Source organism: Thalassotalea sp. Y01, from assembly GCF_012932945.1.
In the GTDB taxonomy this organism is placed as follows: domain Bacteria; phylum Pseudomonadota; class Gammaproteobacteria; order Enterobacterales; family Alteromonadaceae; genus Thalassotalea_A.
The window spans coordinates 203,914-224,459 of record NZ_JABBXG010000002.1; the positions used below are offsets into that span (position 1 = coordinate 203,914).

Annotated in this window: 19 protein-coding genes, 2 tRNA genes and 1 pseudogene; 9 read left to right on the forward strand and 13 right to left on the reverse strand. The window is 40.8% G+C overall.

Going from position 1 to position 20,546, the window contains the following annotated elements:
• Positions 1-107: 107 nt before the first annotated feature.
• Positions 108-542 (reverse strand): hypothetical protein, encoded by a 435-nt coding sequence (locus tag HII16_RS03760; protein WP_169127602.1) that lies wholly within the window; start codon positions 540-542, stop codon positions 108-110.
• A gap of 295 nt (positions 543-837) precedes the next feature.
• Here HII16_RS03760 and HII16_RS03765 point away from each other — a divergent pair, with 295 nt between their 5' ends.
• Positions 838-1,677, forward strand: coding sequence for a hypothetical protein (locus HII16_RS03765; RefSeq protein ID WP_169127604.1), 840 nt, complete (start codon positions 838-840; stop codon positions 1,675-1,677).
• Positions 1,678-1,709: 32 nt separating this feature from the next.
• On the opposite strand, the gene HII16_RS03770 is transcribed toward HII16_RS03765, so the two are convergent.
• A complete protein-coding gene (locus HII16_RS03770) occupies positions 1,710-2,171 on the reverse strand; it encodes a hypothetical protein (RefSeq protein WP_169127296.1) in 462 nt (153 codons plus the stop codon).
• Here HII16_RS03770 and HII16_RS03775 point away from each other — a divergent pair.
• A pseudogene (locus HII16_RS03775) lies at positions 2,087-2,776 on the forward strand (IS1595 family transposase); the annotation flags it as partial. The gene HII16_RS03770 and the pseudogene HII16_RS03775 overlap by 85 nt on opposite strands.
• 94 nt (positions 2,777-2,870) lie before the next feature.
• Complete coding sequence (locus tag HII16_RS03780) at positions 2,871-3,272, forward strand: hypothetical protein (RefSeq protein ID WP_169127607.1); 402 nt, start codon at positions 2,871-2,873, stop codon at positions 3,270-3,272.
• A gap of 262 nt (positions 3,273-3,534) precedes the next feature.
• Here HII16_RS03780 and HII16_RS17015 read toward each other — a convergent pair whose 3' ends face one another.
• Positions 3,535-3,807 (reverse strand): DUF2845 domain-containing protein, encoded by a 273-nt coding sequence (locus HII16_RS17015; RefSeq protein WP_169127609.1) that lies wholly within the window; start codon positions 3,805-3,807, stop codon positions 3,535-3,537.
• Positions 3,808-3,858: 51 nt separating this feature from the next.
• Complete coding sequence (locus HII16_RS03790; RefSeq protein WP_169127611.1) at positions 3,859-4,074, reverse strand: hypothetical protein; 216 nt, start codon at positions 4,072-4,074, stop codon at positions 3,859-3,861.
• Positions 4,075-4,401: 327 nt separating this feature from the next.
• Between HII16_RS03790 and HII16_RS03795 the strand changes: the two genes are divergently transcribed.
• On the forward strand, positions 4,402-4,797 hold the full coding sequence (locus HII16_RS03795; RefSeq protein ID WP_169127613.1) for a hypothetical protein: 396 nt from the start codon (positions 4,402-4,404) through the stop codon (positions 4,795-4,797).
• A gap of 26 nt (positions 4,798-4,823) precedes the next feature.
• Here HII16_RS03795 and HII16_RS03800 read toward each other — a convergent pair whose 3' ends face one another.
• The 7 genes from HII16_RS03800 to HII16_RS03830 all read right to left on the reverse strand — a co-directional run bounded on the left by HII16_RS03800 (position 4,824) and on the right by HII16_RS03830 (position 12,591).
• Positions 4,824-5,999, reverse strand: a complete 1,176-nt coding sequence (locus tag HII16_RS03800; RefSeq protein ID WP_169127615.1) for a hypothetical protein — start codon at positions 5,997-5,999, stop codon at positions 4,824-4,826.
• Complete coding sequence (locus HII16_RS03805) at positions 5,989-8,421, reverse strand: EAL domain-containing protein (protein ID WP_169127617.1); 2,433 nt, start codon at positions 8,419-8,421, stop codon at positions 5,989-5,991. The genes HII16_RS03800 and HII16_RS03805 overlap by 11 nt, the downstream gene beginning before the upstream one ends.
• Complete coding sequence (locus HII16_RS03810; RefSeq protein WP_169127619.1) at positions 8,422-9,069, reverse strand: hypothetical protein; 648 nt, start codon at positions 9,067-9,069, stop codon at positions 8,422-8,424. It lies immediately after the preceding gene.
• Positions 9,070-9,276: 207 nt separating this feature from the next.
• Entirely contained in the window at positions 9,277-9,912 is a 636-nt protein-coding gene (locus tag HII16_RS03815; protein ID WP_169127621.1) for a class I SAM-dependent methyltransferase, read from the reverse strand.
• Positions 9,912-10,454, reverse strand: coding sequence for an N-acetyltransferase (locus HII16_RS03820; RefSeq protein WP_169127623.1), 543 nt, complete (start codon positions 10,452-10,454; stop codon positions 9,912-9,914). The genes HII16_RS03815 and HII16_RS03820 overlap by 1 nt, the downstream gene beginning before the upstream one ends.
• 764 nt (positions 10,455-11,218) lie before the next feature.
• On the reverse strand, positions 11,219-11,782 hold the full coding sequence (locus tag HII16_RS03825) for a hypothetical protein (RefSeq protein ID WP_169127625.1): 564 nt from the start codon (positions 11,780-11,782) through the stop codon (positions 11,219-11,221).
• 203 nt (positions 11,783-11,985) lie between these two features.
• Entirely contained in the window at positions 11,986-12,591 is a 606-nt protein-coding gene (locus tag HII16_RS03830; RefSeq protein WP_169127627.1) for a hypothetical protein, read from the reverse strand.
• 344 nt (positions 12,592-12,935) lie between these two features.
• Here HII16_RS03830 and HII16_RS03835 point away from each other — a divergent pair, with 344 nt between their 5' ends.
• The 3 genes from HII16_RS03835 to HII16_RS03845 all read left to right on the forward strand — a co-directional run bounded on the left by HII16_RS03835 (position 12,936) and on the right by HII16_RS03845 (position 16,298).
• Positions 12,936-14,507, forward strand: a complete 1,572-nt coding sequence (locus tag HII16_RS03835; RefSeq protein ID WP_169127629.1) for a HAMP domain-containing sensor histidine kinase — start codon at positions 12,936-12,938, stop codon at positions 14,505-14,507.
• The gene (locus HII16_RS03840) at positions 14,500-15,894 is read left to right on the forward strand and encodes a sigma-54 dependent transcriptional regulator (RefSeq protein WP_169127631.1); all 1,395 of its coding nucleotides are present in this window, start codon (positions 14,500-14,502) and stop codon (positions 15,892-15,894) included. Before HII16_RS03835 ends, HII16_RS03840 begins: the two co-directional genes overlap by 8 nt.
• Before the next feature lie 197 nt (positions 15,895-16,091).
• A complete protein-coding gene (locus tag HII16_RS03845; RefSeq protein WP_135440169.1) occupies positions 16,092-16,298 on the forward strand; it encodes a hypothetical protein in 207 nt (68 codons plus the stop codon).
• A gap of 41 nt (positions 16,299-16,339) precedes the next feature.
• On the opposite strand, the gene uvrB is transcribed toward HII16_RS03845, so the two are convergent.
• Together uvrB and HII16_RS03855 are read right to left on the reverse strand one after the other, a co-directional pair.
• Complete coding sequence (gene uvrB, locus HII16_RS03850; protein WP_169127633.1) at positions 16,340-18,343, reverse strand: excinuclease ABC subunit UvrB; 2,004 nt, start codon at positions 18,341-18,343, stop codon at positions 16,340-16,342.
• Between the two features lie 11 nt (positions 18,344-18,354).
• The gene (locus HII16_RS03855; RefSeq protein WP_169127635.1) at positions 18,355-19,722 is read right to left on the reverse strand and encodes an MATE family efflux transporter; all 1,368 of its coding nucleotides are present in this window, start codon (positions 19,720-19,722) and stop codon (positions 18,355-18,357) included.
• Between the two features lie 497 nt (positions 19,723-20,219).
• Between HII16_RS03855 and HII16_RS03860 the strand changes: the two genes are divergently transcribed.
• Positions 20,220-20,295: transfer RNA gene (locus HII16_RS03860), tRNA-Asn, on the forward strand.
• A 79-nt stretch (positions 20,296-20,374) separates the two neighbouring features.
• Positions 20,375-20,450, forward strand: a tRNA-Asn gene (locus tag HII16_RS03865).
• The last annotated feature ends 96 nt before the right edge of the window (positions 20,451-20,546 follow it).

The following is a 20,546-nucleotide window of genomic DNA, read 5'->3' on the forward strand; positions in this document are numbered from 1 at the left end:
AGAAAGAATTCACCGTCATCCCATCATGCCTTTGGATGGGATCTCCCTTCGTTTCGAGGTGGCTTTGAGGGGCCGTTTTGTGCCATTAACTGCCGTTGATAGACTTGTTATGTAATAACTCTGTTGAACTTTTTTCTAGCCTTATAGATTCCGCTTATCCCTTTAAGAAGTAATACAATAGATATTAAGACGTGAAATTCAATTAGCCGTAAAGCATGGCTGACTGCATATATTGATTGCGTTCGGCTTGGGTAATTACCATATAACCTGAAAGTGTATTCTTTTCCAATATCAAGTTTACCGTTCAGGTGTATAGGATACTTACCTCCTACATCAACAACAGAAACTTCTCTCCATCCTCTTTGGGATATTTTCTTTCGGACTGGAGCGACTTTTTTGACCTCAATAACCGTACCAGTATAGATAGCCCCTTTATTATATAGGTTGTACAAATCTGGTGCCGTCAAAAACAAGAAAACGCCTCCAAAAAACAAGTATGCTAGGTAGCTTTTTACATGGTCGACAAAATCATTTACTTTCATATTCTTATTATTGTTTATGTCCCTTAATCGCTCTTTGCTGCCAGTGACTCAAATCTCACCAACAACAACCTTAATTAGATAATAATGATTGACATCTAATTATCAAACGTCATTATAGAAATATTTGCATTTAATTATCAGGCACTTATGTTGGTGGGTCTTTAATTGTGGCGAATACCACTAATTAACGCTAATATAGCCATTTTATTGCATAATTGCACCAATGTTCTATATTTAGGGTACTTAACTACAAGTAGTATTTTTCTTGGTTAATTTCATTACACGGAGAAACACGATGAAAAAGGACATATCATTAATATTGCTGTTTGTGTTACTTGTAATCCCGCCTATAGGAAGCGCCTATGCAACGTTTAAAGGCGACGTTGTTTCTTATGAGATAAAAGTCACATTTGAAGATGGAACCCAAGCCTCCGCTTCTGGCAACACTGTTGTCGGAGATGGCATTGAGGTCGACCCCTTATCACCCAAACTAAGCTGGTTGTCACTGGACATAAAATCCGATTCATTTGAATTTGTATACAATGGCACAACCAATAGAGCTCTTCAAAGAGTTGAGTTCACACTATCTGATTTGGATTGGTCTGGGAAACCCGACCAAGTCATACTGGCTGAAGTTGAAAAACTGTTGCCACTTGGAGGATATGCTCTAGTTACCACGACCGAGGACAGTGTAACAATGACTATTGAGCATTATATCTATGACACTTTTGTATGGTGGTGGTGGTCGACCGTTGCAGTTGAAGTGTTCACCATTGATAACCCACCTAAATACGCAGAGTTCGATGTCGGGGATGCCGACGAAATGAAATGCGTAAACATCAATAGCAAAGGCCTTGTACCAATCATTATTTACGGTAATGAAAATGTCGACGTTACAGAGATCGATTGGGGCAGTGTCAGAGTTGCAGGATTATACGTAAGAAGTAGACGGCATGCAGGCCTATTCTGTGCAGAGGATTATGCTAATGATGACAACCACTTAGATCTAAAATGTAAAATGGTTGACTTCGTCCAACGATGGGCGGTTAATGATGGCGTGGTTAGAATGATGGCTCGAACTCAAGATGGGTCACGCGTTATTGGCTTCGACGAAGTCTGCACAATTCAGAAGTAGCCAAATTTCCTACAAACAAGAAAGCCTCTATATTACATAGAGGCTTTAATTTGTTCGAGTCTTAACTGAAAAGCATTTCGCTTTTCTTCAAGCTCTTCACCACTTGGATGATTAGATGTGATCATCGTCGTTAAATCAAAGTTTCTTGATTCAAAACTTAGTATCCGGATCTTAAGATATCCGAGACCTCTCTCATCAAACCATGCGGTTAAACTATATTGATCGGGCGCCAGAGCCTTATCGATAATCTTTTGGCCAAGTTGCGTGACAATATTCGGTGAAAACCGTACACCAACACACTTATCACAGCGGATCACCCATTTGCTTCTGATCCCGATTGAGTAATGCGCTTTGTTGGTCTTTTCTGGATGACCTTTACCTTTCGCTACCGAACGACCACATTTATAACAAACGCCACCTATGGCAAGCCAACCTTGACTGCATGTTCGACACTCTACCTTTGTGGCGTGTGGCCGAAGAGCTTGAGGTGGCAATCACAACAGCATTTCGTTGGAGACATCGATTTTTACAAGCGCCAGCTCAAGATAAGCCCTCGGAAGTTGCAGGCATTATCGAGGCTGATGAAATGATTTTCCTAGAATCATACAAAGGAAATCAAACAATTCACGATAGGCCAGCGCGTAAGCGTGGTGGATTGGGCGACAAACGCTGCAAAGATGATAAGATCCCCGTCCTAATAGTAAAGGACAGGAGCGGCGGATTAACTGACACGGTTCTCGAATCACATACTAAAACCGAGATTCATAACGTACTCACGCCATTAGTAAACACGGACTCTGTGTTATGTACAGATGGGGCTATGGCCTATAAAAGCTTCGCTAAAGAACACGGCATTAAACATTACCGAAATATCACATCTCAAGGAACTCGCGTTATTAAGCGAACCTATCACATTCAGAACGTGAACAACTATATGTCTCGCTTACGAACCTGGATGGCACCATTCAACGGTGTTGGAACCGCTTATCTGAGCAACTACCTTGGGTGGATGCGTCTGAAAGAGCGGACTAAAGATGAACGACGATTCCCACTGGAAGCTTTAATAGACTCTAGCTTTGTAAATATAGCTACTGAATAGTCGCTCAAGGATGTTATTTTTGACAGGATTTCCCGTCGGGTTAGCCTATATAAACTCAAGCTAATCAAGCTAATCAAGCTAATAAAGGGCAAATATGATTTATTATAATAAACCACAAAACGGCTATAAAAATTTAACCGACCAACAGGCTAGGGAATTAGAGGAAGTTTTTTCTTGCGGCCACTGTTGGGTTTTAGCCTTAACTCTACACCGAATGTTTGGCTATCCAATCTCAGCAGCCATTGATGATATGATAGTAGAACATGCTTGGGTCACTCTCCCAAATGGTAAAGATCTGGACATACTTGGAGTCAGTGAGTGTTGCTGGTCAAAGCCAACTCATACAAACATGACTGAAGAACAATTTATAGACAATTCAGAAAATGGCTCCAGTTTTGTTCCAGAAGGGACAAAGTTGGGGCTTTGCGATGAAGAGTTTGAACACTGTAAGCAAGTTGTAGAAGAGTATTTACTCCCAACTTATAACTTTGCTTAATTACAACTAGAAGGCTTTTTGGCCTTCTTTTTTTGTATTTTAAAATTACCAACAATTAACGCTAATATAGCCAAATAAGTCACAACCCTAAAGGCCTTAAAACCTGAAGATTGTTGTTTAATGTAGCCATGCTTTTCAACAAAGATGGCTAAAAAAATGAAAAATAAGGCGACTACTGAATTCGCCAACAGCAATTCTATATACATTTAATTTTTATTATTTAACAGTGAAACCGGAGCATTTAGATATGCTCGTTAGCTGATTATCTCAGTTCTTCTATCTGAGCAATTTTGCCTTGTTTGATGGTAAATATCAGAGGTGCCTTATTTGGCAGTTTGTAATATAAACGCTCTGTCACATCATTAGCGTCACCAGAAATTCTCTCAGAACTTGCTGGTGCACCACAGCGCTCTAACAACATAAACTTGTCGTCCTTAACACGAACAAATTTAGAGCCACATTGTACTGCTTTAATGGTTGCGGCCTGGACAGAAAATCCAGTTAAAACTAATAAAGACAGAGCGATATATTTCACGTTATTTCCTTTTATTCAATGTGAACTGAAACAATGTCAGTTGTGTGATATTTAAGATTTAGCTTCTTGCGGTAATTTTTCTTTTGAAAACATTAACGTAGCAAGGTACAGCCATCCGCCTATAAAGGTAAAACCTAAGGCGAAAGTCGCCATACCACTTATAAGCTTTGAACGTCCTCGTATTTTCGCTTGGTACACCGCTAATAAAGCCGGAATAACCGCACTGAACAACATAATATAAGGAGCATCTGCTGCATTAAATTCCATAACGACCTCTCTATTTTTTTATTTTTAATTATTTGAAAGTAGTTACTGCTTGAACAGCATAGCATGATGTTTTTAATACTTAAAGCGATGATTTTACTCGTTATTTTTTATCACCAATTCTATCAAAACATTAATCATGCATAGTCAGTTGTTGCACATTTCATGGTTGTGGAGAGATAACAAAGGTCAGCTAAACTTGGTATTAAAACGTTCAGATCACACAACAATAGAAACATGGAAAATAGTATGGATAACGCTTAATACCCTGATTGCTTACGCGAGTTAATAGAAAGTGAGATTTTTGGCGAAGCGATTTCTCTGGCTTTATTGGCTGTTGCCAAAAACGATAGAGAGAAATATCACTTTGCAACATTGCTGCAATTAGAAACGGAAACAAAAGCCAGGTTACGCCCCCTGCTTTATAAATACGGCATATCGCTACAGGAAGAAATAGAATTAGCGCACATTGACGACATTGTGCAAGGTTACATTGCAAATGATTGGCCAGATTTCTGTAAAGCCAATAAAACAATTGTTAGCGAATACCTTGCTTGTTTTAACGCTATATTATTAGCAGCTCTAGACGAGGATAAACCTATATTAGAAAATATGATCGTCCATGAATCGTCAATTTATCGCTGGTTTGATATGGAAAGCAAAGGTGAACATCAAGGCAGTTTAGACGCAATAATTACACAGCTAAACTACCCGATACCGTCGTAAACCCTTTTGAATCTTGAAATGACACCCTACCAGAAGTAGCGCGCCGCTAATTGGTATTGAGTCTCTGTTAAATTCTCTGGTTCGTCATCGTATTTACGAGACGGTCTATCACTATCTATGTAATTAAATTCGGCATGAAATTGCCAATTTTTATCAAATTGATATTGGTAGTTCAGGGTAAATGACTTGCCATACTCGTCATTATCATCGCCTGGCGTTTGGTCTCTATCAGTAACCGAAAACTCTTCCAAGCGTCCAGACACTCTATGCTTGTCTAATTTATATGACAACAAGGCGTAGGCTGAATGGTAGTCATTATCAACCACAATATGACCAAACGGTGATGTCATTAATGTATCACCAACCAGGTATTGGCTGATCAGGGTTAGGTTATTAGATAATTTTGCTTTAACGCCCACATGATCGAAGATTGTATCCCACGCATATTGGCCATGTTTGAACACCAAGGTATCGACATTGTTATTATAATGTCCGGCATGGACGACAATACGATTATTCCATCGCCACTGTGCGTTGATCTCAGCTCCGTAGCGGTGATCAAGTTCAATAAATGGATCGGTGTACTCCGCCTGAAAACGCAACATGCCACCAAAGCGAGCTTCGATCGGCGGTAAATCTCGTCTTTCATGCCACAAGGTTTGCCGACTACTGACAGTCCAACCTCGCCAAGACAACAAGGTACCCGCCGTATCATTGTGTTTAAAAAACGAACCATTGATGGCAAAATTATGTTTACTGTTAGCAAATCGGCCCAGTTTTTCCCAACCGAGTTCAATACCGGTATGCCTGACCTCTTCGCCGATCCAGCTATTCATTGTCGAAAAAGACAAAGTATAAGGTGAATTCCAACCTATTATGGGGTTTTCCAAAGAAATTTGCGGATACATAATGCCAGCACGGGCTGTGAAGCGATGACCATTTTTAGACGGTAAGCCGAGATAATTCACATGCGCGGTTAGAATACCCACTTCATTATCAATATCATCACTGACGGCCATGGCATTAACATGAATAGAAAATGGGTTGTCGAAATCCATTTGGTAATTAATCAGCGCTTGCGCCAGTGATGCATTGCTGCCGTCATTAAAGCGAAATTTACCGTAATGAGCATCAAGGTGCGATTTTTCGCCGTCAGTTTGCGTTACTCGAGCATCAATCAAGCCACGAAAATTATGTTCCAATGCTGACGCGGGCGTCAGTATCAGCGCACTCAGACATACTGCTGTTATTGTTTTTATTATCATTATCTGTTTGTTTACTAGTTTGCTTTTCTTGTTTGCTATGATCCAAATATACCGACTGTATTAACCACTGACTAAATTGTTCTGCGGGTAACGGGCGACTGATAAAATAGCCTTGTGCTTTTTCACATTGATTTTCTGTCAACCAATCAAGGGTTTGCTGATCCTCAACCCCTTCAGCGACAACCACTAAGCCGAGTTGATGCGCTAACTGCAAAGTCGAGCGAACGATCATCTGATCGGTGGTATCGGTGAACAGTTTTTGCACGAAACAACGATCTATTTTTAGCTCTTCTACTGTCAGGTTTTTTAGCTGGGCCAGAGACGAATAGCCCGTACCGTAATCATCAATGGACAAGCGTACGCTATGCTCTTTTAATCGATTAATGTTTTCCACGGCTTTTGAATTGTGGTCAATAAAGGCATCTTCGGTTATTTCAAAAACCAGGACATCACAAAGCTTATTATTGTCTGTTAGTAACGATATCAATTGGTCACAAAAATCGTCATCCAACAAATTACCGGGGGATATGTTAATGGCTATTTTTATATCTAAGTCTTGTTCTTTCCAGCGGTAATACTGTTCAATAGCGTGTTCTATTACCCACAAGCTTAAGGTTTTCATTTGACCGGTTTGCTCAGTGATTTGAATAAACCTGTCAGGACCGAGTAAACCGTGCACTGGATGTTGCCAACGAACTAATGCTTCCACTTCTTCAACGCGTTTACTATGCAAATTAAGCTTAGGTTGAAAATGTAAGATAAATTCGTCATTTTCCAGCGCGGGTTTAATACGACTTAATAACTGCAAACGATCCAAAGTATTCAAATCAATCTGTTCGTCATAAACTTGGAAAGGTGAATTTAAGCGCTTAGCCAATTGCATGGCTGAATCGACTTCTTTGAGCAATTCAATGGCATTGACCTTGCCCTTACAAATCGTCACGCCGGCGTGGACTTGCAAATGCAAGGCAATATTTTGCACCACAAATGACGATTCAACGTGCTCAGTCAATTGTTGTATGCAACGACTTATATCTTCATGGCATCGGTTGAAATAGACGACGATAAAACCATTGCCTGAGGTTTTATACAATGACAGTTGCATGTGTTGCAGACGGTTAGCAACTTCACAGATCACTTCATCGCCGACTTTATGACCTAAGGTGTCATTGATTTGTGATAGACGGCAAATACTTATTTGGCAGACAACCAAAGGGCCATGTTTGTCCTGCATATCACGATAAAACTGATTACGATTGGGTAATTTAGTTAAATTATCAAAATATGCCTGGCGTGATATTTCTTGCTCACGTTGGTAAATAGCATTTTGCATAGAATCCAATTGGTTAGCCAATTGGTTTAGCTCTTTACTCTGGCCAACATCGACTTTACTGTCATACTCGCCTTGAGCGATTGCTTTACTAAATATCAGTAACTTTGACAATGGTCGGGTAACCACAATGGCAATATAATAAGCTGCGACGACTGACAACACCGCCATCAGTCCTATCATCATTAACAGTTGAATGCTGTCTTTTTTAACTGATTCGGTCAAGCTTGAACGAAGTTGGTAGGTCGTCGCCATCAATGACTGACCATCAACACGACCTAATCGATAATTAGAGAATACAAAATTTTGATCAATTGTTTGCGCTAATGGTAAGAAATCTGATTGCTGATTTATTGACCGATTGGTCTCGCTATTGGCCAACCATTGCCAATTGTCTGTTTCTATCAAACCAAAGCCAACGTGAAAATCACTCAATTGCGCCAGTTCGCCCACCAATTTTTCATCAATATTATAGCCAAAGCTAATATAGCCGATGACCATATCTCCATTGCGAATTGGTGCGATAACCAACTGATAAACAGTATCTTTATATTGCCAAAACTGGGCTTTAGATTGTTCTGTTAACCACGAGCGTTGGGCAAATACTTGACCAATCTGAGCGCCTTTTACCACTTTTCTTTGGCCATCTTCTCGTATCGTCAGTAATTGACCAATGATGGTGGCTTCTTTATCAATGGCGATAGCAATATCTGCGTCAATTCGTTGGCGATGATTATTAAGGGCAAACAAGATGCTGCGAGTATCTTCCATCAATACTTGCTTAAGACCATAATCTTTGGCCACCGTTTCCGCGAATGCGGTTATATAATAATTGCGGTTATCCAACTCGTTTTGCAACAAGGTTTCCGCCCTGAGAAGCTGCAAATTAAGTTGCTGCTCTTCCAAACGTTCATTAGCCAGTTTGGTGGTAAAAAAGGAAACGCCCTGCACGATAATTAACAGCAACACGAAAAAGAACACAATGGTCTTTTTTAAACTATCAAATTGTAATGAAAATTTGGCTGGCATTTATTCGTAGCCTTCTGCAAAGTCGAACACGTCAATATGCTGTTGTGGATCATTTTCCGGTTTATCACCTGTAATTTCGATTGTAAATTGAGTTAAATCACTACTGAATGGGTATCGCAGTCGCTGGTCTTGCGTTGACATTTTAGGGTGGTAAATGCCGATTTGATAATCACCCGATGGCAATTTATTAAGCTGTGCCCGGCCGGACGCATCAGTCATTGCAAAATAAGGCGTATCAACGACAAACAGGTGCCCTGCCATCCAATCATGGATATTGCATCCCATGGCAATCTCATTGCTGGTGTCGAAGCTGATTTGCTTTGGTTGGCCTTGAATCTTTAGCTTAAAATCAAAACGCGTAGTTTCGTTTACGGTATATATGTGATGAGTTATATCGTCATGGTTAGCAAAGATAACCGGCGTGCCTTTGGCGACAACGGTTAAATATGGCGTAAACTTTTTGTCTTTTTGACTGATGACAACAGGTTCACCTAAGTACTCTTTAATATTCGCTTGATGTGTTAGCGGTTCGAGATAAACAACAATCCCAGAAACCGGTTGTTGTTGTTTTGTGACGACGGTAATGGTTGTCGCCATGCTAACCGCACTCATGCCTAGGGTAACAATCAAGCAGATTAAACGTCGCACCATATCCTCTTTATTATTGTTATTATGATCGAATCATCATTGGTAAAATAACCTTTTGTTTACAATGACAAATAATTATTGATTGGGCAAGTGTTTTAGCCATTGTTGATGATGCGATTTTGTCAGGCAGTGCACCAATAAAATCAGCTGTGGATGAGGCCATAAATAGCATTATTTATTGACCGTGGTTTCGTTTTGATAGCCAGACTATATTGCTCGTGCGTAGATAAACATATCGGTGGTATTGGCAGCGTCTTTATCAATAGTAAACTGCTTGCGCTTAACGCTGATAACCTCAAATTGATTGCTCTGTAGCGCATCGACAATGGCATTTTCTTGATGATAGTGAATAAAGACTTGATCCCCTGCGCTTGAGGTTTGGTAACCAGAGTGCTGTTCATCCCCTTCCATGGTACTCAGGTAGAAAATGCCACCAGGCACTAATCGTTGACGCGCATCTTTGATCAATGTTGTCACATCTTCTGCGCTTAAATACGGTGTGCAAAAACCACACAGTAGTGCATCGAATGTCCCTTGAACCTGACTAATTGATCGGCTATCCATCACATCAAAGACTGCACCTGGATTATTTTTTTTAGCCAAAGCCACCATGTTTGGTGCTAAATCAATACCGTACAGTTGATAATCCGGGCGTTTTTGCAAAATATATTGGCTAATATTTCCCGGACCACAGCCTATCTCAAATATTTTGGCGCTGGCTTTGCTTACCAGTTCACAAAAATCATCATAGGTATCTATATAGGACTCAAAGTTCATGTATTTGTCTTGGTATCGCTCTGCCAATTTGTTAAACGTTGCGACGGTGGTTTTATATTTATCCATCACCAATATTTTTGCTCGTTTAATGCCTTAACACACTGACATTGAGTTGCTATTGAAGCTAAGTTAGTGTCGTCCAAACTTTGCGCTAACCAACCATGAGGAAAGCTTAATGTTAACGGCGCTTTTATTTGTTGTTCTGTTATTGGCTCAAAGCCGACTTTGCCGTAGTAATTTGGGTCGCCATAAGTTAATGCCAAGCTTATGCCTTGTGCCGTAAGTTGCTCTAGCCCATGATTAATCAAGCTTTGTCCGACGCCCTTACCTTGTTCACTTGTAGCAATCGCAACTGGAGACAATATAAAAGCGGTTATACCGTTGGTTAAAGTCAAACGACTGAAAAAAATACAGCCTATTAATGTATCCTCGACATATGCCATAAAACCTTGTAAGTCCTCTGTTGCCGTGGTCGCAATTAAATCATTGACTAATTCACCAATAAGCTGCCCCTCTTGTTCATTTTCAGATGCGCTAAATACCTCAATAAATAGCGCGACAACGTGGTTTTTATGTTGCTGATGAAATGGCAGAAAAGTCGTTGTCATTTTCGCTCCAGATACCATCTTGATGGTACAAATTTGGTTAACTTTTACAATCAGTGTAATCGCTATATTTGTTCAATGAAAGACATTTTCTTTACAGCATAGTCAATGAAAATCAGCAGCAAACTAAGCAGGAGAAAACTAAGCTGGAGAAAAGAAAAAGCAAAGGAATGGAAACCACAACAAAAACAGCAAAGGCAAATCTTATGTGAGGTAATCACGCTGTCAACTAAACGTCACAACACAAGCTTTGCGAATGTTAATCTCTAAACACTTAATTCGAAAAACTTACACCTGACTATGTTGTATGGCTTCGCTATAAGGATCGTATCACGTCCATACTGTAGCTAATACTCAATAGCAAACAACACATGGCGAGCAAAATAAAACGCTGTTTTCTGCTACTACGATGAAACCGAGATTGTTGTTCTGTATTTTGTACTTTAAAGTAGCCGAGCACTTGTACGACGCTATAGACCGCCATTGCAGATGTTAAGACCATCATGAACATTTTGAACATATTCGCTCCATGTTTATCCTAAGTTAAACACCAACTTAAAACTTATATACGGCATTAAACTTATTTGTTTTTATTATTATTTTTGTTTTGGTCAAAAAATAAACTACCTTATTTTTGTATACAATTTCAACAACATATCAAATATCTTTAAAGTGAAACGCTATTCCTTAAGCTCACTAAAATGCAAAAAGCCAGAAAACGGCTGCTTTCTGGCTTAGTAACGCTTACATTAAGAATGTATTCTGGTTTATAAGGTCTCGGCAATCTCAATCAGCAGGTTCTCGTACTCATCGGCTTTATCTTCAATATCACGAATAACCGCTTCGTCAATTTCAATCAATTGCTTTTCTAAGGCGAGCATTTCAGCTTCTTTTGCCAACATGTTCGCTTCTTCTTTCTCCAGTAATGGTTGCAGTTTTTGTTGCTGCTCTTCAATCTCTTTGATGGTCTTTTCCTCGAGTTCCATCTTCTTTACTTGCTCTTCTATGCGCTCTGCTATTTTTGTCATCTCTTTTGCTTTCACCTCCATACGTTTCGCAACGTCACGTATTTTCCTTTCATCTTTACGAACCGCTTGTTCAAGACCTTGCAATTCAGATTCTATTTGTTGTACTTGTTGCTGTTGTTTTGCTGTTAGGTCTTGTTTAGTAAAGGTTTTACCGTTAACGGTATATTCAGTGTGTTGCTTATCATGATTTCTTATTTGTATTTGAACATCGGATTGCGCCCATACCGCACGATTAAAGGCGGATACAGCAACAAATATAGTGACCAATGCCCATAGTGCAGACTTTGAATACGAAACTTTCATTTATAACTCCTAAATTAATTATCAGCGTCACAGCTGGTGTTATTAGTCATAGTCGAGAAAAGCAAAAAAAAAGTTTGCTTGGCCAGTAAAAAATATAAAAAAACCGCCAACACTATGCAGACGGTTTTTGATAATGATAGCTAGGCGACTAACTGTTAGCGACTAAGGCTACGATTTAGAGCCCAATGTTTGCTACTTAAGGTTTAACGCTTAGCGTCTAATGCTTGTTGAATTTGATCCAATTGCTCTGGTGTAAACTTGCCTTTATTAAGCATCATAACGATAGCTTTTGCATGTCCGCCTTCCTCATCAGAATGAACAAACACATGACTTTCTGAATCAACGTTTTTTACCATGTGATGGCCAACGTCACTGCCTTGGATCACCATGATTTTTTTGTGCTTGCCATCCTCACTAATCCATTCTAACTCTTCTGAATCAGATAAGGTTTTCACTTTGGTTTTATCTACGACAATCACTTTACCGTCGTGATCAGCATGGATCATACGCATGCCACCCATAGCCTCAAGAATGGTTGCTTGCGTTTCTTCAGGTAAATCAGCAATAGCGGCTTTTAATTGCTCTTGGTCGTGCAATGCTTCTTTTGGCAATTGCAATTGCGTTTTTTGGCCGTCTTTGATTATGGTTACGTCAGCATTGGTGTCTTCACCAGCAACGATTTCAACATTCACGTCTTGCTCAACTGTTTCTGCTAAAGCGTTAACGCTGGTGACTGAAGCGAGCAACCCTAAACTTGCAGCGCTTAAGCCGGTACCGACTAACATAGATTTTATTGTATTAAGTTTCATAACTTTCTCCGTCTTTTTCTAATTAATTGATGGTTTTCTATCTTTCCTTGATATACCAACAAGATTCGTACCAGATTTTAGGTCAATTAATGTAATGCGAGTAAATACAAGCGATTGCGAAAGTTGCTCAGCTTAGAGTCTAGGTTATCAGCGGTAAATTTCCACAAAAGCCGTGCTCATTTCGGGATTCGATTTCCCCATATCAGGAAACATTTTTGGCAAATAAATTAAACACACTTTCAGGAGCTTTTAACCTATTGATTTATAAGTAATTAATTTACACTAGAAAATGGCACTAATGTTGTTATATAAACATAACAAGAGAATTTATAAGAGACAACGATATGTCGTTAAAACGATATCTATTTTTATTGGTCAGTGCGCTTATTTTGATGATATTCGTATTATCCCTGTTAGTACTCGACTTTTTTCGAGACAACTACAAATATGAAGTCAGCCAACAAGCTAAACAGATTTCAAAGCGAGTCATTTCTTTTGCTGCCAATGAAGTACAGTATGCAATATCAGGTGCCGATAAACAGTTTGTCCTTAAAGGCAAGCCTAAGGTTATCTTCGCCGGTGATAGCAAGACCGACATTGAAATCATCCATAATGGCGACGAAGAATACAAAATCATTACAGCCAAGGATCATGCTCATCACAGTATAGATCCCGACTCAGTTGATACTGAGGTTTATGCTAATGATACGAAGGTGGATACCAAGGTAGAAAAAGCAGTAAACAAAGCTGCTAGTGCAGCAGATAACTCAACAGCTGACAAAAAGGTGAAAATAATTGAACACCAAGTTATAGATGACATAGCCACGCAAACAGCAACCGAGACACCAGCTGAGCAACAAGTTATCGCTGCTCAGCAGTTTTCACAATTGGTTGAGCAATTGCACGAAGTAGTGATTGATGACCAGGGTAAAGAAGTCGAAAAAACCAGTAATTTTGTCTACCAGATCAAACACCCACAAAACTCTGGTATTGATAACTTAATTGAAGAAATCATGTACACCCTACTTGGCTTAACGATTATCGCGTTAATTTTTGCTTATTGGCTAAGTCATAAGTTTAATAAACCGCTCAACGCGCTTGCCAGTGGATTTTCCAAACTAGCACAAGGGGATTATCAACATAAAGTGGCGCCACAAGGGGTTGATGAGATCAAAACCACAATCGTGCAATTTAATGACATGGTGTCTCGACTTGATGCTTTGTCACAAGCGCAAAAGAAAAACCAACAACTGCAACAACTGGCGGAATTAGGGGAAGTATCAAAGGGCTTAGCGCACGCATTGCGCAACCCAATTCACACCATAGGGCTGAGTGTTGAACAGTTACTGCAAAATAATCTGTCGGTGCAAGATAAACAACAGCTATTGGCGCGTGTGCAAAGTAAAATCGTGCATATGAACAAAACCATCGGTGCGATGTTGCAACTTACCGTACAAGGTGTAAGTAGAGACCAACAGGTGCCTATTTACGCCGTAATACAGGATATTATCCTTGAATATAAAGCCAGTGATGATAAGCAGTTGTCATTAGCTATTGAAGGAAATAAAGAACTATGTATAACCGGCAACGAGTCAGAAATACGTTCAATATTGCACACCTTAATTATTAATGCCTGTGAAGCCAGCGACGACAGTGGTGACATTATCATCAAAATACATAACGACAGCGATAACGATACAATTGCGGTAGAGGTGCAAGATCACGGCCCAGGGGTTAGTGCACATATTCAAGCAAATTTATTTAACCCGCACACCAGCGATAAAGCCGAAGGTGCCGGCATGGGCCTGTATATTGCTAAACGCATAATCACCTTGAATTATGATGGGGACATTAGCATAGTTAACAACGACCAAGGTTGCCACGCGAAGGTTACATTTGGAGCAAGCCATGCATAAAGATAGGTTAAATGAAGACAATAATATTCAAGTGCTTGTCGTTGAAGATGAACCGCAGCAACGTCAAATCATTGTCGAGCTGTTGCAAGCCTCAAATTATTCGGTGCTCAGCGCAGACAGTTGTGAGCAAGCCATAGTAATGCTCAAGGACAACCCAGTCGATGTGATTTTTTCGGACTGGAAATTGGTTAACCTATCGGGCATAGATCTGTTAAATTATTGCCGTAAAAGCGACAGTAACATATTAAGTCGTGACCCTGGCTTTGTCATCGCAACCGCACATGGCACCATCAGTCACGCAGTAGAAGCACTACAATTAGGTGCAGATGATTACCTAGCAAAACCCTTTCAACGCCAAGAGCTGTTGCTAACCATTGATAAAGCATTAAAAGCCAAAGAATTGCGCTCGCAAAACAAACGATTAAGCGCACAACTATCAGAACAAAGTGAACTTGTTGGCCTAGTAGGCAAAGCCAAATGCATGCAACAGGTATATCAACGCATTAATCGTGTCTCGCAGACCAATGCCTCTATTTTAATAAACGGCGAGACCGGTACTGGTAAAGAACTCGCCGCCAGAGCGCTGCATCAACAATCGACTCGACATGGACAATCGTTTATTGCCATTAATTGCGGAGCGATTTCCGAATCGATAGCTGAGGCGGAGCTATTTGGTGCAGAAAAAGGTGCTTATACTGGTGCAACCGCGTTAAAAATAGGAAAGCTCGAAGCGGCGAACAAAGGCACCATCTTTTTGGATGAAATTGCCGAATTACCGCTTAACTTGCAGGTGAAGTTGCTGAGATTCCTGCAAGAAGGCTGCATTACTCGATTAGGCAGTCATCAAGAGATCCATCTCGATGTACGAGTCATAGCCGCCACTCACCGAGATTTACCCGAGCAAGTGCAGCAAGGTCGCTTTCGCGAAGATTTGTTTTATCGTTTAAACGTAGTACCTATCTTGATGCCACCGTTAAGAGAGCGCCAAGAGGACATCCCGTTACTTAGCGAACACTTTTTAACCTTGCATGCCAAACGCCATCAATTGCCTAAAACCGAGCTTACAAGTAATGCACTAAGACGGTTACTGGATTATCACTGGCCTGGCAATGTACGCGAATTATCGAATCGTTTAGAGCGATACTTGTTGCTTGATGATGAAAGCGAACTCACCGCCAATACGCAATTAAATGACGCCTATGATAGCTCAGGTTTGCCGGTATTTAATTTTCCTAAAAGCAGTTTTAATTGGGAGCAGTTTGAGAAGTATTGTCTTGCTGAGTCGTTATCATTACATGAAGGGAATCGCACCAAAGCAGCTAAATATCTGCAAATGTCGTATAAGGCTTTTCTCTATCGACTGGAAAAATACCAACTTAACGGTTGATCGATCACTAAATTAATTGTCAGCTAATTCAACAGCTAACCGAACCGCTTTAGGTTTAGCCGATAATCAATGGTCATTTTTCACTGAACTTTGCCTGGGTCAACATAATGCTGACCTCTTACAGGCCAATAAAAACAGGCAACCTTAATGATTTTAGCCTATTCTTAACAGATGACCCATTCACTTTTGGAGGTAGCATGAGTGGCATGTACAATCATCACGCAAGACACCTTAAAGGGCTGATGACTGCGAACGATGAATTGCAAGCGCATTTATATCTTGAGCAATTGATGCTGTTCCCAGTGGATATTCAAGATAAGATAATCGACGAGATATCTAATCTGAAACGTTGCAGCACAGAAGATATTGCGCAAATCATTCATTTCTATACACGTAGGGCTTAGTTCAACGCCCTATCGTGCACATTATGTCTCGATAAACTCTGTTATGAAGCTAATTGTTGGTCTCTGAGCTTCGAGATTTCATCTCTGCACGCAGCAGCCTTTTCAAACTCAAGGTTGCGAGCGTGCTCAAACATTTCATTTTCTAGCGCAGCTACCTTCTTATCGATGTCTTGCGTTGATAAGTATTCGGCATCGGCTTGTGGTGCAGCCACTTGACCAAGCGCGGCAGCGCCTTTAACCGTGGTATCAACCCCCATAACATCGGCAATTTTTTTCACCAATCCTTTAGGCGTAATACCATGTTGTTCATTGTACGCTTGTTGTTTAGCTCGACGTCGTTCGGTTTCGTCTATGGCACGTTTCATTGAGCCCGTAATTCGGTCAGCGTATAAAATGGCCCTGCCCTCTAAGTTACGCGCTGCGCGACCAATGGTTTGAATCAATGAGCGCTCTGAACGCAGGAAACCTTCTTTGTCGGCATCTAGAATCGCCACCAAAGAGACTTCAGGCATATCCAAACCTTCTCGCAATAAGTTGATACCAATGAGCACGTCAAACTTACCCAAACGTAAATCGCGAATGATTTCCATACGCTCTACGGTGTCCACATCAGAATGCAAGTAACGTGTTTTAACGCCATGTTCGCTTAGATAATCGGTTAGGTCTTCCGCCATACGTTTGGTCAATGTGGTCGCTAATATGCGCTCATTTTTTGCCACTCGGATGCGAATTTCACTCAATAAATCATCTACTTGTGTTTCAACTGGACGAACTTCAATCTCTGGATCCAATAACCCAGTTGGACGTACAACTTGCTCGGCAACCTCATCACCACTTTTTTCCAACTCATAGGTGCTAGGGGTCGCCGATACATAAATGGTTTGCGGTGCTAATGCCGTAAATTCATCGAATTTCATCGGTCGATTATCTAGCGCTGATGGCAGGCGAAAGCCATACTCTACAAGGTTTTCTTTGCGCGAACGGTCACCTTTATACATGGCGCCTAATTGCGGTACGGTAACATGCGACTCATCAATGATGAGCAAGCCATCATCGGGTAGGTAGTCAAACAATGTTGGTGGCGCTTCACCCGGTTGCCGTCCTGACAAATAGCGAGAATAATTCTCGATACCAGAGCAATATCCCAACTCGGTCATCATTTCGATGTCAAATTGCGTACGTTGCACAATGCGTTGCTCTTCAACCAACCGATTATTATCTTTGAGTTGTTGCGAACGCTCTTTTAATTCGACTTTTATATGCTCAACGGCTTTAAGTATGCGCTCTCTAGGGGTTGCATAGTGAGTTTTAGGGTAAACCGTGACCCGTGGCAAGATATTTTCTATTTCACCGGTTAACGGGTCAAAATGACTGATTCGTTCGACTTCTTCATCGAACAGTTCAATACGCAATGCCAATCGGTCGGATTCTGCAGGGAATATATCAATCACATCACCACGCACACGATAAGTCGCGCGCTGAAAGGCGACGTCATTGCGAGTGTATTGCAACTCTGCTAACCGACGTAATATATCGCGTTGATTAATAATGTCGCCCTGTCTTAAGTGCAACATCATTTTTAAGTAGGAGTCGGGATCACCCAAACCGTATATAGCAGACACCGAGGCGATAATGATCACATCGCGACGCTCCATCAACGCCTTGGTTGCCGATAAACGCATCTGCTCAATATGTTCGTTTATTGACGCATCTTTTTCGATAAAGGTGTCTGTGGTTGGCACATACGCTTCGGGTTGGTAGTAGTCGTAATATGACACAAAATATTCGACCGCATTGTGCGGAAAGAACTCTTTCATTTCACCGTATAACTGCGCCGCCAATGTTTTATTGGGCGCTAAGATCATGGTCGGTCGATTTTGTGTGGCAATGACATTGGCAACGGTAAAGGTTTTACCGGAGCCTGTTACACCGAGTAAGGTTTGATGCGCTAAGCCAGAGTCGATGCCATCCAATAACTGAGTAATCGCGGTTGGTTGGTCACCGCTAGGTTTGTAATCTGAAACGATTTGAAAATCTTTGCTCATGATCCCCCCTGTTATGCCGAGACCAGTTTTTGTGGACATTTGAATTGCCGCTTAAATAATTGATAAGACACCACAGCCATAAACAAGTTACCGAGTACAGCGCCAATAAAGAAGCCTTCGATATCAAATAATAAGCTGCCAACATATGCCAGCGGTACGTAAAAAACAAACAAACGCAAAACCGATAGCACCAAAGCAATCATCGGCTTGTGTAACGCATTAAATGATGAGTTGGTTAAAATGATAATGCCTTGCAAGCCATAACCTAATGGTAAAATATAAATAAACAGCTTTATCAGGTCAGCAACCTCTTGCTCATTGGTAAACGCTGCGGCGATATACGGTGCGATTAAAAGCAACGCCAAATAAACACCCAATTGCCACATCAACACAAAGCGCACCGATACCTTATAGCCCTCTTCGACACGAGACAATTTCTCAGCACCAAAGTTTTGACTGATAAATGGCGGAAGCGTCATTGATAATGCCAACACAACCAAGCTTGCGATAGATTCGATTCGCGAGCCTACACCAAATGCGGCAACGGTCGACTCGCCATACGTGGCAGCAATAGCTGTCATCACAGCCGCTGCGATTGGCGTCAGCATATTAGCTCCCGCTGCTGGCAAGCCAATCTTTAAAATTTGTCGTGTTGAATTACGAATCACCGACCAAGGTGGCAAGTTCATGTGAATCAACTTTCGTTTAATGCCTAGAATATAGGTAATAAACACCAGACCAAATGCCCATGAGATCAAGGTGGCGATAGCCGCCCCTTGTATACCCATTGCCGGTACAGGACCAAAGCCAAATATAAACACAGGATCCAGAACCGCGTTAATCAAACCCGCGCTACCCATAATGATACTTGGCGTGTGCGTATCTCCTGATGCCCTTAAAATCGCATTACCGATCATAGGTGCCACCAAGCCAATACTACCTAAGAACCACAAATCCATGTACTGATGAATCAATGGCAATAATTTTTGCTCTGCGCCGAGTAAGGTAAATATTTCAGCGGAATATAAATAACCCAGTGCCGAGAGAATAATGACAATCACCGATGACACCATAAGAGCTACCGTTGCGGCGTTACAGGCATCGTCTTTATTGCCCTTACCTAGGGTTTTAGCAATAACTGCTGACGTACCTATGCCCAAACCAATGGCCATGCTGATAACGGTAAAGGTGATTGGGAAGGTAAAACTGATTGCAGCAAGAGGTGCGGTACCCAGCATGCCAACAAAGAATGTATCAACCAAATTGAAGGTCATCAGCAGCACCATGCCGTATGTCATCGGTATGGTCATTTGCTTCAACGTTTGGCTAACCGAACCGTTTAATAAATCTCGTTGGGTTCGCTTATTGGATTTGGTCATTAATTAAGGCAACCAGTAACAGAAAATCAAAGACGCTTATTGTAAAAGATTGTTATTGCTGTTGCTAACAAAAATCATCCTAATTGGACAAATTTAAATAGCTCTGTGCAAGTAACGTTAATTTAATACACATAGATCATAAATATGTCACATATGCACAGATTTCACTCAAATAGATGAAATAATCACCACTCACACCCTAACCCACTGTATTTGTTATGAAAAAACACATATCAAGTAGGCATATAAAAAATATAAACATCAATAGAAACAAGCTGGTACAGTTTGTTTACACATTCACTCACACAGTTATCCACAACTTTAGTGGATAACTTTGGTCTATCTACAAACATCAACAAGTGGCTAATACGGCCGCGACTTGTACGCAAAACAGGCAATTGAAAAGAATATACACTTTATTATCATTTTTCCTGTTGACAGCCCCGAAAGAGATATATAATATTCCGCACCGTTAGCGCAACGGCGCTTACAGCGATTCCTCAATAGCTCAGTTGGTAGAGCAACGGACTGTTAATCCGTTTGTCCCTGGTTCAAGTCCAGGTTGAGGAGCCAAATTAAAGATAATGGTACTTGTACGGTTATCACAAGATTTAAAGCACTCAAATAAGACTTTAAAATCTTAAAGAACAATTCCTCAATAGCTCAGTTGGTAGAGCAACGGACTGTTAATCCGTTTGTCCCTGGTTCAAGTCCAGGTTGAGGAGCCATATTACAGATAATGGTAGGTATACTGTTATCAAAAGATTTAAAGCACTCAAATAAGACTTTAAAATCGAAAAGTACAATTCCTCAATAGCTCAGTT